The organism is Asanoa iriomotensis (assembly GCF_016862515.1).
GTDB classification, from domain to species: Bacteria; Actinomycetota; Actinomycetes; order Mycobacteriales; family Micromonosporaceae; genus Asanoa; species Asanoa iriomotensis.
Window position 1 is genome coordinate 1 of record NZ_BONC01000068.1, and the last position, 13,122, is coordinate 13,122.

14 protein-coding genes are annotated in these 13,122 nt (G+C 70.9%); 5 read left to right on the plus strand and 9 right to left on the minus strand.

Annotated elements, in window-relative coordinates:
* Window positions 1–116 precede the first annotated feature (116 nt).
* From Air01nite_RS32925 to Air01nite_RS32935, 3 genes are read right to left on the minus strand one after another with little or no spacing between them, the layout of a single operon-like run.
* Entirely contained in the window at window positions 117–359 is a 243-nt protein-coding gene (locus tag Air01nite_RS32925; RefSeq protein ID WP_203707268.1) for a hypothetical protein, read from the minus strand.
* 60 nt (window positions 360–419) lie between these two features.
* Window positions 420–1,370, minus strand: a complete 951-nt coding sequence (locus tag Air01nite_RS32930; RefSeq protein ID WP_239091132.1) for a threonine ammonia-lyase — start codon at window positions 1,368–1,370, stop codon at window positions 420–422.
* Window positions 1,367–1,600: a winged helix-turn-helix domain-containing protein gene (locus Air01nite_RS32935; protein WP_089252336.1), complete on the minus strand. Its 234-nt coding sequence runs from the start codon at window positions 1,598–1,600 to the stop codon at window positions 1,367–1,369. The genes Air01nite_RS32930 and Air01nite_RS32935 overlap by 4 nt, the downstream gene beginning before the upstream one ends.
* Before the next feature lie 394 nt (window positions 1,601–1,994).
* Here Air01nite_RS32935 and Air01nite_RS32940 point away from each other — a divergent pair, with 394 nt between their 5' ends.
* Together Air01nite_RS32940 and Air01nite_RS32945 are read left to right on the plus strand one after the other, a co-directional pair.
* On the plus strand, window positions 1,995–2,285 hold the full coding sequence (locus tag Air01nite_RS32940; RefSeq protein ID WP_203707269.1) for a hypothetical protein: 291 nt from the start codon (window positions 1,995–1,997) through the stop codon (window positions 2,283–2,285).
* A 49-nt stretch (window positions 2,286–2,334) separates the two neighbouring features.
* Window positions 2,335–3,255 (plus strand): ketopantoate reductase family protein, encoded by a 921-nt coding sequence (locus Air01nite_RS32945; protein ID WP_203707270.1) that lies wholly within the window; start codon window positions 2,335–2,337, stop codon window positions 3,253–3,255.
* Here the strand turns inward: Air01nite_RS32945 and Air01nite_RS32950 are convergent.
* Entirely contained in the window at window positions 3,221–3,730 is a 510-nt protein-coding gene (locus Air01nite_RS32950) for a P-loop NTPase family protein (RefSeq protein WP_203707271.1), read from the minus strand. The genes Air01nite_RS32945 and Air01nite_RS32950 overlap by 35 nt on opposite strands.
* Window positions 3,731–3,790: 60 nt before the next feature.
* On the opposite strand from Air01nite_RS32950, the gene Air01nite_RS32955 reads away from it, so the two are divergent.
* Window positions 3,791–5,203, plus strand: coding sequence for a pyridoxal phosphate-dependent decarboxylase family protein (locus Air01nite_RS32955; RefSeq protein WP_203707272.1), 1,413 nt, complete (start codon window positions 3,791–3,793; stop codon window positions 5,201–5,203).
* A gap of 5 nt (window positions 5,204–5,208) precedes the next feature.
* On the opposite strand, the gene Air01nite_RS32960 is transcribed toward Air01nite_RS32955, so the two are convergent.
* Window positions 5,209–7,332: an acyltransferase family protein gene (locus tag Air01nite_RS32960; protein WP_203707273.1), complete on the minus strand. Its 2,124-nt coding sequence runs from the start codon at window positions 7,330–7,332 to the stop codon at window positions 5,209–5,211.
* A gap of 106 nt (window positions 7,333–7,438) precedes the next feature.
* Window positions 7,439–8,143, minus strand: coding sequence for a hypothetical protein (locus Air01nite_RS32965; RefSeq protein WP_203707274.1), 705 nt, complete (start codon window positions 8,141–8,143; stop codon window positions 7,439–7,441).
* Window positions 8,144–8,208: 65 nt separating this feature from the next.
* On the opposite strand from Air01nite_RS32965, the gene Air01nite_RS32970 reads away from it, so the two are divergent.
* Window positions 8,209–8,688, plus strand: coding sequence for a SigE family RNA polymerase sigma factor (locus tag Air01nite_RS32970; RefSeq protein ID WP_203707275.1), 480 nt, complete (start codon window positions 8,209–8,211; stop codon window positions 8,686–8,688).
* Window positions 8,685–9,899, plus strand: coding sequence for a hypothetical protein (locus Air01nite_RS32975; RefSeq protein WP_203707276.1), 1,215 nt, complete (start codon window positions 8,685–8,687; stop codon window positions 9,897–9,899). Before Air01nite_RS32970 ends, Air01nite_RS32975 begins: the two co-directional genes overlap by 4 nt.
* Here Air01nite_RS32975 and Air01nite_RS32980 read toward each other — a convergent pair.
* Genes Air01nite_RS32980 through Air01nite_RS32990 form a run of 3 tightly spaced genes read right to left on the minus strand, consistent with a single transcriptional unit; the run spans window position 9,896 to window position 12,998 of the window.
* Window positions 9,896–11,119, minus strand: coding sequence for an RNA polymerase sigma factor (locus tag Air01nite_RS32980; RefSeq protein WP_203707308.1), 1,224 nt, complete (start codon window positions 11,117–11,119; stop codon window positions 9,896–9,898). The genes Air01nite_RS32975 and Air01nite_RS32980 overlap by 4 nt on opposite strands.
* A 5-nt stretch (window positions 11,120–11,124) precedes the next feature.
* Window positions 11,125–11,448 carry a YciI family protein gene (locus Air01nite_RS32985; protein WP_203707277.1) on the minus strand — a complete coding sequence of 108 codons (324 nt, stop codon included), beginning with the start codon at window positions 11,446–11,448 and terminating at the stop codon, window positions 11,125–11,127.
* Window positions 11,449–11,498: 50 nt separating this feature from the next.
* A complete protein-coding gene (locus Air01nite_RS32990; RefSeq protein WP_203707278.1) occupies window positions 11,499–12,998 on the minus strand; it encodes an MFS transporter in 1,500 nt (499 codons plus the stop codon).
* Window positions 12,999–13,122 lie beyond the last annotated feature (124 nt).

Sequence of the window (13,122 nt, forward strand, 5' to 3'; positions counted from 1 at the left end):
ACATCGCAGGGGCTTGGCCCACTGACATCGCAGGGGCTTGGCCCACTGACATCGACAGGGGCTTGGCCGACTGACATCGACAGGGCCTGTCCACACCGGACAGGCCCTGCGCGTCGTCAGTTCATCAGGGCGGCGGTGAGCACGATCCCGAGCAGGAAGCCGACAACGCTGGCGCCGGCGGCGTACCAGCCGAGGGGCTTGTCGCCGAGCATCGCGCCGGCGATCCCGAGAATCAGGCCGAGCAGGCCGAACACCGCGGGCCAGATGAGCACCGCGAGCACGGCCAGGACGAACGCGATGATGGTGCAGACGCGGGCGGCCGAGCTACGCGGCCGGGCAGGGCTGGTCGGGTAGGACATGCCGTCACTCCTCGAGTTTGTCGGACGGCAAGTTCTGTACCCAAACAGGACCGGGGATATTCAGGCGGCCGCGGCGGCGGCGAGCACCGCCGGGTCGACGTTGCCGCCGGTGATGACCGCGACGGTGCGACCCTGCGGCAACTGGTCGCGCCGGAACAGGAAGGCGGCCGTGGCGACCGCGCCGCTCGGCTCGACCACCAGGCGCGACCGCTGCACCAGCCGCGCGGTCGCGGCGGTGATCTGCGCTTCGGTGACGGTGATGATCCCGTCGAGGCGCGCGTGCAGGTGGGCGAAGGTCAGCTCGCTCAACGGCACCCGCAGACCGTCGGCGCTGGTGCGGATCAGGTCGGCCACCTCCCAGGTGACCATCGTGCCGCGGACCAGCGACTCGTGCGCGTCGGCGGCCAGGTCCGGCTCGACGCCGAAGACCTTCACGTCCGGCCGGCGGCCCTTGATCGCGGTGGCCACACCGGAGGCGAGCCCGCCGCCGCCGACCGGCACCAGCACGACCTCGACGTCCGGGCAGTCGGCCAGGATCTCCAGGCCGACCGTCCCCTGGCCGGCGATGATGTCGCGATGGTCGTACGGCGGGATCAGCGTCAGGCCCCGCTCCTCGGCCAGCCGTTGCGCGCGGGCGACCCGCTGGCTCGGCGCCACCATCACGATTTCCGCGCCGATGTCGCGTACCGCCGCGATCTTGATGTCCGGAGCCGTCTCGGGGATCACGACCACGCACGGCGCGCCGAAGACCCGCGCCGCGTAGGCGAGCGCCAGGCCGTGGTTGCCGGACGAGTGGGTGACCACGCCACGAGCGCGCTGCTCGGGGGTCAACCGGGAGACCGCGTTGGTGGCACCGCGCAGCTTGAACGAGCCGACGGGCTGGAGGCTCTCGGGCTTGAGGTGCAGGCCGGGCGCCCAGGCGGCCGGCAGCACGGTGGTGCGGACCACCGAGCCTGCGATCGCCCGGGCCGCCGCTTCGACGTCGTCGACCGTGATCAGGTCGACGGTCACCCTTCGCTCTCCGGACGGGCGACGTAGACGCCCTTGCCCTGGCGCCCGTCGAGGAGGCCTTCGGTCTTGAGGACCAGCATGGCGGACTCGATGGTCTGGCTGCTCACGCCGTATTGCGCGCACATCTCGCGCTTGGTGGGCAGCTTGGCGCCCGGTGCGAGGCGACCGTCCTTGATCTGCTCACGGAGGTCGTCTGCGACGCGTCGGTAGTCCGGCTTGTAAGGGGACATGGGCTCACTTCCGGGTTGGCCCGTCCAGTAGATCACCCCTGTTGCAATCTTGCAACCACAAGACGACTAACCAAAGTTGCGAGGCAATGTAGACGTGCCAGAGTTGCCCTGGCAGCATGTGTGAGCGAAGGCGCTCCGCTTCCGAGTTGGCCCTTGAAAACGGGCTCCTTCACCCCCGGTTCGGGCACCCGCCCGTTCCGAGCCGGGGCGGGCCCGACCCGTCATCGACCCGCCCCGGCGCACCCCACAAGGCCATGCCCATTTCCCGGGTACGCCCCAGCGTCAGCGCGGGCCTCGCTGCCCGCACCGGGAACAGGTCATCGGCCTGCGGCGGCAGCGGTCCGTGACCAAGACTCCGGGCCGCTGTCTGCCGCGGACCGGAAGGAGCACTCTGGTGACGTTCTTCGGCGAACGCCCGGACCCCGCCCAGGTCGAAGCGTGGAACCGCACATATCTGTCCCACCGCCGCGACGAGCACGACCGCACCCGCTGCGCGCTGCCCGACTGCCCGAGTCGCTTCCCCTGCGCGGCCCGCCTCGACGCGGCCGAACTGCTGATCCTCGCCGGCATCGGCGTCCCGACGAACCCGAAGCTATGCACCGACCAGCACTCCCGGATCGCGAACGTCGCGTCACCGGCCACCCCGACGACCAACTCCCGCGTGGCAGCGGCAGCCCTTTCGTGAACGGCAGATCGGTAGGCTGTAGGTGGCATTCGCGGTGGTAGGGGGCCAAATGCATATTTTGGTGATCGGTGCCGGGGCCACGGGTGGATACATCGGAGCGCGGTTGGCGCAGGCCGGGCGAGACGTGACCTTTCTGGTCCGGCCCCGGCGCGCCGACCAGCTCGCCGAGCGGGGGCTGCGGATCCGGCGGCCGGACGGCGCCGTGGAACGCGTCGACGTGCGCACCGTTGTCCGCGAGCGGCTCGACGAGCCGTTCGACATCGTCCTGCTGGCGGTCAAGGCCTATGCCCTGCCGGCGGCCATCAAGGACTTCGCCAAGGCCGTCGGGCCGCGTACCACCGTCATTCCCTTTCTCAACGGGCTCGGGCACATCGACGCGCTCGTCGCGGCGTTCGGACCGGCCAATGTGTACGGGGGCGTCCTCTACCTCGCCACCGCGCTCGGCGACGACGGCGACATCGGGTGGCTCGGCGGCAAGGAGGAGATGCGCTACGGCCCGTTGACCGATGGCGACGACGACCGGGCCCGCCAGGTCCACGAAGCGCTGTCCGGAGCCGGGTTCCCGGCCGAGCTCTCCGGCACCATCGAGGCCGACATGTGGGAGAAGTGGGTCTTCCTCGCCTCCCTCACCACCGTGACCTGCTTGACGCGCGGCACGATCGGCGACGTCAACGCCGTGCCCGGCGGCAAGGAGTTCGCGACCGCCGCCGGCGAGGAGGCGACCGCCGTCGCGACCGCGGCCGGCTTCCCGCCCCGCCCCGAAGCGGCACAGCGCCTGCTCGGCACCCTCACCGCGCCGGGAGCGCCGACGACCTCGTCCGTCTATCGCGACCTTCGCCAGGGCCGGAGCCTCGAGAACGACGCCATCATCGGCGACCTCGTGCGCCGCGCCCGCAAGCTCGACGTCGCCACTCCCCTGCTCACCGCGACCGACGTCAACCTGGCGGTCTACCAGGCGTCAGTCGCGTGAGGAGTCCCCGGCGGCTGGTCAGCCTGATCAGCCGGGCGTGCCCGCCGTGCTCCTCGATGAGCCTGAGGACCCGGGGCCGCATGGTGCGGCGATAGCCGACCACGTACCGGATGAATCCCCAGGTGATCCGGTCGTAAACCCCAGAAGCCACATGCTGCCCACCTCGGTATCGCCAGCGGCGCTTGGCGATGCCGAACAGGCAACTCGCGGCGGACAGGTCGAGGAAGATGACGGTGTCCGCAGCGGCCAGGCGGATCGGCAGCGTCCCGGCGTAGTTCCCCTCGATGATCCAGCGCGGGCCCGCGACGACACGCTCCTGCGCGGCGGCGAACTCGGCCTCTGACAACGGATTCCACCGCTCGTCGTAATAAACCGCATCCAGGTGCACCACCGGCAGGTCGAGGAGCCGTCCGAGACGCCGGGCGACCGTCGACTTTCCGCTCCCGCCGCAGCCGACGATCGCTATCCGGTCCATCCCCTGAGGTTATGGGCGCGAGCGCCTGACGTTGCCGCCCGGAAGTGCCAGCCTTCGGGTATGGAGAGCGCACACCCGCTGGAACCCGGCCGTGCGGAGATGCTGCGGCAGGGGCGCCTGGTGCTCGACCGACTGGCCGACTTCGTCGACCGGTTGCCGGACCGGCCCGCCAACTCCCTTTCCCCGTCGTTCGGCTCGCCTGAGCTGCGCAAACTGGTCGACGAGCTGTCGGCGCCACCACCGGAGCACGGTGTTGACCTCGCCGAGTTGCTCGGCAAGATGGACCGCGCGGTGGATGCCGCGCTGGAGACCGCCGGGCCCGGCTACTTCGCCTACATCCCGGGCGGCGGGCTCTACAGCTCCGCCCTCGCCACGTTCTACACCCACGTGGTCAACCGCTACGGCAGCGTTGCCGCAACCGCGCCGGCGCTCACCGCGCTCGAGGAGAGCGTGCTGCGCTGGATCGCCCAGGACGTGTGCGGGCTCCCCGCGGGCAGCGGCGGGTTGCTGACCACCGGCGGATCCATGGCCAACCTCTCCGCCATCGTCGCCGCCCGGCACGACCGGCTCGGAGAACAGATCAGCGACGGCACCGTGTACGTCTCCGCCTACGCCCACCACTCGGTGGCGAAGGCCGCCCGGATCGCCGGCATCGCCGGCCAGCGGATCCGCGTCGTACCCCACACTCCTGACCTGCGGATGGACGTCGCCGCCGCGAGCGAGATGATCGCCGCGGACCGTGCCGCAGGGTTGCGACCCTTCCTGGTCGTCGCCTCCGCCGGCACGACCGACACCGGCACGATCGACCCACTGCCCGAAACGGCCGCCCTGGCGCAGGACGAGGGCCTGTGGTTCCACGTCGACGCCGCGTACGGCGGCTTCTTCCGCCTGACCGAGCGCGGCCGCCGGCGGCTCACCGGCATGGAGTTGGCCGACTCCGTCACCCTCGATCCGCACAAGACCCTGTTCCTGCCGTTCGGCACCGGCGCCCTGGTGGTGCGCGACCCGGCCCGGCTGGCCGCCGCACACGGCGGCACCGGCGACTACCTGCAGGACCTCGGCGAGCTCGAGCTGCCCGACTACGCCCACCTCGGCCCGGAGCTGAGCCACGAGGTGCGCGGCCTGCGCGTCTGGCTGCCGCTCCACCTGCATGGCGTCGCCGCCTTCACCGCGGCGCTCGACGAGAAGCTCGACCTCACCGAGCGGGTCTACGCGGCCCTGCGCCGGATGCCGCACCTGGAGGTCCCGTGGCCACCGGACCTCACCACGGTCGCCTTCCGCGTCCGAGCCGCCGACCGGGCCACCGCCGACCGGGCGACCAGGGAGCTGCTGGCGCGCGTCAACGCCAGCAACCGCGTCTACCTCTCCAGCACCGTCGTCGACGGCCGGCAGACGCTGCGGGTGACGGTCGTCGCCCACCGCAGCCACGAGTCCCAGGTGGACGAAGCCATCGCCCTGATCGCACGAGGCTGACGCCGTCAGGTGTAGCGCACGGTCACGCCGGCTTCGTTCATCGCCTGTGCGAGCTGCGGCGTCATGGTCTTCATGTACGTCGCCGTGATGTGCGAGCCGCGCCGATAGATCATCACGTTGCCGATCACCGCCGGGCACTTGTCCGTCGGGCAGATCGTGTCGAAGAGGTCGATCATCTTGACGCTCTTGTGCCCGGCCACCGCGATCTGCTGGGTCTTGAACCCGGCGTCCAGATTACGGCGCGCCGGGTCGAAGGCGCATTTCGCCAGGTTTGTGCGGTACTTGTCCACGCACGTCATCGCGTTCGTCGACGGGCCCGGGTTGTTGGCGATGACGAGGACCTTGGAACCGTTGTCCTCGAGCTGCTGCCACGCGTCGTGCATGCCGTCGACCATCGCGTCGACCGTCGCGCCGCCGTTCGCGTCCTGCGACTTGCCGGACACCTGCGAGGTGAACACGTACGCCGGCTTGTCGGCCAGCAGGCGCGCCAGCAGGGCCTTGTTCCAGTCGGTGCAGTCCTGGTAGGGCTTGGACGGGTCGTCACCGGTGAGGGCGGGCGCCGTGCTGAGCGCGCAGGCACCCTTGAACGCCACCACGATCTTCCAGTCGTTCTGCTCGGCGAGGAGCTGGAAGGACGGCAGCCACTGGTCTGCCTTCGAGTCGCCGACGAGCGCGACCGTCGTCTTGCCGTCGGGCTTGCCGTACGTGCAGTAGAGCAGGTCCGGCTTCACCATCTGCTGGAAGCATTTGTCGGCGGTGGTGTCGGGCAGGTCGTCGCCGGCCTTGATCGGGTTGGGCGTGATGAAGTCGAACTGGTCGGGCACCAACCCGCCACGGCCGGTCTGCCCGAGGAGGACGGCGGCGCCGGGTGCGTACCGCACGACCACGCCGGGTGGCGTGCTGGCGGCGGCGAGCATGATGAGCGCGAGGCCCGCGCAGACGCCTACCAGGGTGAAGTTGCCGCCGAGGCTGAGCGCCAGGCGTGGCGACTTCGAGATCGCCCGCGCGTACCGCAGCGGGTTCTCGATGATTTTGAACGTGATCCACGCCGGCACGACCGACGCCGCGGCCACGACCAGACCCTGCTTGACCGACAGGTCACCGAAGCGGGCACCGGCGATGACGATCATCGGCCAATGCCAGAGATAGAGGGAGTACGAGAGGTCGCCGACCCACTGGAACGGGCGGGTGCCCAGGATCGCGACCGGGCCGCGCGCACCGGCCGAGACCCCGGCGGCGATGACCGCGGCGGAGCCGAGCACCGGCACCGCCGCGAGGTAGCCGGGCCAGGCGCTGCTGGCGGTGATGAAGAGCGCGGCGACGACGATCGCGCTGAGGCCGAGCCAGCCGAGCACGATCGCGGCCGCCCGCGGGATCCGGCCCAGCCGCGCCGCGACGAGCGCGACGGCGGCGCCGACGGCCAGCTCCCACATGCGGGTGGTGGAGACGAAGAACGCCCGCTCCGGCGAGGAGGCGGTCTGGATGATCGACCAGGCGAACGAGGGCACCGCGATCGCGAGCAGGCCGATCCACAGCACCGGCCGCGGGTCGGACCGGCGCAGCCGCCGGGCGATGAAGATGGTGGCGATGATCAGCAGCGGCCACACCAGGTAGAACTGCTCTTCGACGGCCAGCGACCAGAAGTGCTGCACCGGCGACGGGTCCACGTCGATCGCCAGGTAGTCGACGGCGCGGTCGGCGAACCGCCAGTTGACCACGTAGACCGCGGAGGCGAACAGGTCGCCGCCGATGTCGTGCCAGCGCTCGCGGGTGACGAACAGCCACGTCGCCACCGCGGTCGCGATCAGCACGATGGTCGCGGCGGGCAGGATGCGCTTGGCCCGGCGGGCGTAGAAGCCGGTGAGCGAGACCCGGCCGGTGCGCCCGATCTCGTCGACGAGTTGGCGGGTGATCAGGAAGCCGGAGATGACGAAGAAGACGTCAACCCCGACGAAGCCGCCGGGCAGGAAGCCGACGCCCGCGTGGTAGATCAGCACCAGACCGACCGCGACCGCGCGCAGACCAGCGACGTCGGCCCGGAATCGGCTGCCGTGCTCGGCGTCGGAACGGCCGGCGGTGGCGTCGGCCGGCTTCGGTTCCACGACGCTCGCCGTCTCAGTGGAGATCATCGAGGTCCTCGGTCGTAGGGGCTCCGGCCAGGAACCCTATCTGGTCAGTCCGAGGACGCGGGAACCGTCGTCTGCAGCGGCCGACGCTGTGACGGCGTGGTGACCGTCAGACGAGCTCCGGCACCCGGAGGTGCGCGAACGCCAGCTCGAACTCGGCCACCTCGATGATCTCGGCGTTCATCTGCCCGGCCGCCTTGGTGCGCAGCGCGGCGGCCCGCTCGGCTGTCCGGGCGAGCGACTGGGCGCTGTCGAAGATCACGTTGGTGACGACCTGGTCGGACTCGCGGTTCAGCAGCAGGCTGGCGCTGCAGAAGCCGGGCGCATCCTCGATGGCCGGCAGGACGGATTTGAAGATCTCGCTCGACTGGTCGACCCGCGCCTGGTCGCCGCGCAGGTAACTGACCCGCGCGTAGGCGCCGTCGGGCGCGCGGTGGTCGCGGTGCATGAACGCGACCTCCCATTCCTCGTTCTTGATCTCCGTCGCGCCGAAGGCCTCCAAGAGCCGGCGCCGAAGCGGCGGCACGCGGCTCTCGCTGGCGCGCATGGCCTGCTCGGTCGCCCAGGAAGAGGTGGCGACGCACCGACCTGTTTCCCTGTCGACCAACAGGGACATCCCGACGCACCCGTCGATGGCGGTCAGGTCGTGCATCAGGTCGCCGCTGAGAAAGGCGATGCCCTGATCGAGCAAAGCCGGCCGGGCGTTGATGGTGGAAGAACGCGCGTACATGATTCCCCCGGTTTGGTTTGGCGTGCCACGGTTCAGTTCCAGCGTCCTCCCCACGCTGGTGCGACCGCAGGCGAACCCGGGCATCACGGGCCACATCTGATTCAACCTTTGACCGCTGGTGCGCGTCGGATGTGGTGAGAGGGGGCGGGATGACCACAGACTTCGCTGACTTCGTCAGGCTGCGCTATGCGGAACTGCTGCGTTCGGCGTACCTGCTGACCGGCTCGTCGCACGCGGCCGAGGACCTGCTCCAGACGGCTCTGTTGCGCGCGATGGGCCGCTGGTCGCAGGTGGAGGAGCCGCTGCCGTACGTCCGCCGCACGATGGTCAACCTGCACGTGAGCGTGTGGCGGCGGTACGGCGCGCGCGAGGTCCTGCACGCGGTGCTGCCCGAACGTGGGGTCGGTGACGGCGCCCACCAGGTCGAGCAGCGCCACGTGATCGTCGACGCGTTGCGGGAGTTGCCGCCGCGCACGCGGGCGGTCGTGGTGCTGCGGTACTGGGACGACCTGTCGGAGGCCGAGACCGCGGCCGCGCTGAACTGCTCGATCGGCACCGTGAAAAGCCAGGCGTCGCGCGGGCTGGCCCGCCTGCGCCTGGTGCTGGGGGAAAGGATGGCGACGTCGTGATGGTGGAACACGAGGTGCGCGAGGCGATGGCGGCGGCGGTCGAGCACGTCCGACCGGTCCCGGATCCGCTGGGCCGGTTGCTGACACGCCGGCGGCGTATGCGGCGATTCGGGTGGACCGGCGCCGCGGCGGCGGTGGTCGCCGCTCTGGTCGCACTCGGCTCGGGCGCGGTGACGTCGACCGCGAACCGCCCGGAGGCACCGTCGACGCGGGCCGACTGGGTCCGGCAGCTGATGCTGTCACCGCCGCGCGGCAACCTGGTGACCGACGAGGCGTTCATGACGGAGCTGCGGGCCGCGACCGGGCCATCGCCTCAGGTGCTGCTGGCCGACGAGGCCGGCGACCAACAGGTCGCGGTGGTGTCCACAATGGGCCAACTACGGTTCTACGCCGGCCCGCGCGGCGGGACGGTCGCCGAGCTGACCGCCGAGCCGAGCGAGGTCGGCGAACCGTTCCAGCAACCGTTCTTAACCGCTTCCATCCAGGGTGTACGGATCGGCATCGCGCCTTCCGGATGCGAGGTCGCGACGGCAGCCCTGCCCTCGGCCACCGATTGGGTGCCAGCAGGCTCCTATGTGGTGCGCCCGGCGCCGGCGCCGGCCGAGTGGTGGCGCGTGACGTGCGAGGGCGAGGTCAGGTACGAGGCACCCGCCGGAGGCGGCGAACAGGTCGGTTCGGACGGTCCCCCGCCCTCCGCCCCGGGGGCGGACAGCGACGCGACGACCCTGGCGGCCGAGACCTACCGGACGTGCGCCAGCCATCTTGGCGACCGCCTCGCCGCGAACCTGACGGTCGTCTGGACCGGTGAGCTGCGCGGCGAGAGGTCCGTCATGCTGGGCGCGTCGGCGGTCGGCGGCGGATGGTGGGTGTGCCTGGGCCGGATGGTCGAATCCAGCGTGTCGACGAACCCGTTCCACACGATGAGCGACCCGTTCCTCGGCGACCCGGTGACCGCCGCCCGCGACACCGACGGCACGGTGATCGTCGTGGCGCCGAAGAAGGCCACACAGGCGCGGATCCTGCTCGACGACGACCGACTCGTGGAAGGGCCGCTGCAGGACGGAGCCGGCCTGTTCACGACGAACCTGGCGGAAGGCGACGTCCCGCGAGCCCGGGTCGAAGCACTCGACGACACCGGCGCGGTCATAGCGAACGGCCCGCTCGACGACGGACCGCCAAGGCGGGACGCCGTCGACCTCTGGGGCAACTAACCGAGCTGGTCGCGGCGGCGGGTTAGGTAGGCGGTCTCGGCGGTGTTGCCGGCCAGTGCGATGGCGCGGTCGTACGCCGACCGGGACTCCTGCCCCCGCCCCAGCCGGCGCAGCAGGTCCGCGCGGGTCGCGTGGTAGGCGTGGTAGCCCGCCAGCTTGTCGTCGAGCCGGTCGACGGTTGCCAGCGCCACCTCCGGGCCGTCGAGCTCGGCGACCGCGACGGCCCGGTTGAGCGCGACGATCGGCGACGGGTCGATGCGGACGAGCTGGTCGTAGAGGGCGACGATCTGCGACCAGTCGGTGTCGCGCACGTCGCGGGCGGAGGTGTGCACGGCGTTGATCGCGGCCAGGATCTGGTAGCGACCCGGTGCCACGCCGGCGGCCAGGCGCTCGCGCACCAGCCGGTGGCCCTCGGCGACCAGCGCCGCGTCCCAGGCACCGCGATCCTGCTCGCCGAGGGCGACCAACTCGCCGCTCGCGGACACCCGGGCGGTGCGCCGGGCCTCGGTCAGCAGCATCAGCGCCAGCAACCCCGCGACCTCGCCGTCGTCCGGCAGCAGGGCCCGGATCAGGCGCGTGAGGCGGATCGCCTCGGCGGTCAGGTCGTGCCGCACCGGATCGGTGTCGGGGCCCGTGGCCAGGTAGCCCTCGTTGAAGACGAGGAACAGGACTGCGAGCACACCGGAGACCCGCCCCGGAAGATCCTGTTTGGACGGTACGCGGTACGGGATGCGAGCCGCCTTGATCTTGCCCTTCGCGCGGGTGATCCGTTGCCCCATCGTGGTCTCCTGCACCAGGAAGGCGCGGGCGATCTCGGGCACGGTCAGGCCGCCGACCATGCGCAGCGTCAGCGCCACCCGCGTCTCCAGCGCGAGCGCCGGGTGACAGCACGTGAAGATCAGCCGGAGCCGCTCGTCGTCGATGGCGTCGGGAGGCTCGGGCTGCTCGTCGTCGTACAACATCTGCGCCTCCTTCTGTTTGTCGACACGGTTGTGCTCGCGCCGGATCCGGTCGATGGCCTTGCGGTTCGCCGTGGTGGTCAGCCAGCCGCCGGGATTCGGGGGCACGCCGTCGGCCGGCCACCGCTCGACGGCGGTCGCGAACGCCTCGGCCGCGGCTTCCTCGGCGATGTCGAGGTCACCGAAGCGCTTGCACAGGGCGGCGACCACCCGGGCCCACTCCTCCTGGTGGGCCTGGGTGATCGCTGACCGCACGTCGATCTCGCTCACAGGAACGGCCGCACCTCGACCCGCCGGTTGCAGTGCTTGGAACCCTCGGCGGCGAGCCTGAGCGCCACGTCGAGGTCGGGTGCCTCGAACACCCAGAAGCCGGCCAGATACTCCTTCGTCTCGACGAAGGGCCCGTCGGTGAACACCGGGTCGCCGCTCCGGTTGTCGATCACCGTGGCCGTGCTGGGCGCCGCGAGGCCGCCGGCGAAGACCCAGTGGCCTTCGGCTTTCACCCGGTCGTTGAACGCGTTGATCGCGTCCATCTCCTCGGGCGTGGCGGAGTTGGTCTTGTCGTCGATCACGGAAACCAGATACTGCATCTTCGGATCATCTCCTATGGTTTGCGACTCTTGGGGCAGTGGGCGGAGGTTCAGGCCGTGCGTGACCGGTAGACGATCAAGGCGAGGACCAGGAAGATGACCGCACCGACCGCACCCACCACGTTGACGCCGGAGGTGAACGCGGCCTGCGCGGCGTGCAGCAACTCGGCCGCCGGCGCCGCGGGCAGCCCCGCGGCCGCACCACCCGCCGCCGTGATGCTCTCCCGGGCCGCGTCGGCCGCCTCCGCCGGCACGGTCGCCGGGGCGTCGAAGCTGCCGCGGTACATCGCGGTGCCCAGCGTGCCCAGCGTCGCGACGCCCATCGCGATGCCGAACTCGGCGCTGGTCTCCATCAGCGAAGCCGCCGAACCGGCCTTCTCCGGCGGCGCCGCGCCCATGATGATGTTGGCGGACAGAGCCATCGGCAGCGAGATGCCGGCGTGCGCGAGCACCAGACCGGTGACCAGCGGTGCGGTGCCGTCGGCGGGGTCGACCAGCAGGAACAGCGCCAGTCCGGCGGCCGCGACGACCATGCCGGCGGCCATCACGTACGCGGGCCGGAAGCGGGCGGCGAGCCGCGGCGCGACCAGGAAGCCGGCAGCGAGAGCGACGTTGTGCGGCAGCAGCCAGAGTCCGGCCCGCAGGGTGGACAGCTCCAGCACCGACTGGAGGTACACGGTGGACATCAGTGAGACGCCCGCCATCACCACGCCGGTGAGCAGGTAGACGCTCAGCGCCGAGCGGAACGCCCGGTAGACGAACAGGCGAAGGTCCAGGAGCGGGTCGGCGAGCGTGCGCTGGCGCCGCACGAAGGCGAAACCGAACGCGAGCCCGACCACGACGGCGCCGGCGGCGACCGGATCCCACCCGTCGCGGGCCAGTTCCTTCAGGCCGTAGATCGCGGGCAGGATCCCGGCGAGGGACAGTCCGACGCTGGCCAGGTCGAGGCGGCCCGTGCTTGGCGCGCGGTACTCCGGCAGCAGCACAGGGGCGACGATCAGCAGCAGCGCCATGAACGGCACGCCGAGCAGGAACGCGGAGCCCCACCAGAAATGCTCCAGGAGCGCCCCACCGACCAGCGGGCCGATCGCCATGCCACCCATGAAGCAGCTGAACCAGACACCGATCGCGGTGCCCATCTGTTTGGGATCCGGGAACATGTTGCGGATCAGCGCCATCGTCGAGGGCATCAGCGTGGCGCCGGCCAGGCCCAGCAGGGCGCGGGTGGCGATGAGCATCTCGGCGCTGTTCGAGTACGCGGCGAGGATCGAGGCCGCGCCGAACGCGGCCGCCCCGATCAGCAGCAGCCGGCGGCGCCCGATCCGGTCGCCCAGCGTGCCCATGGTGACCAGGAAGCCCGCCAGCACGAACGAGTAGACGTCGAGGATCCACAACATCTGGTTGCCGTCGGCGCCCAGATCGGCGCTGACCTGGGGTAAGGCGAGGTAGAGGACGCTCGTGTCGAGCGCGAGCAGCAGGGTGGGCAGGGCCAGCACGGCCAGGCCGATCCATTCCCGCTGCCCGGCGCGGGCCGGTGCTGTCGTTTCCATCTCTGCTCCGTCCGACGGGTGGGTGCTCTTACGCCCTCCCCACGGTCGGGTGACCGCGATTTCGACAGGTGCCGCCGTTGTGTTCTGGAACACACCGTCCAGAGGGCACGAAAAGCGCCTTTTG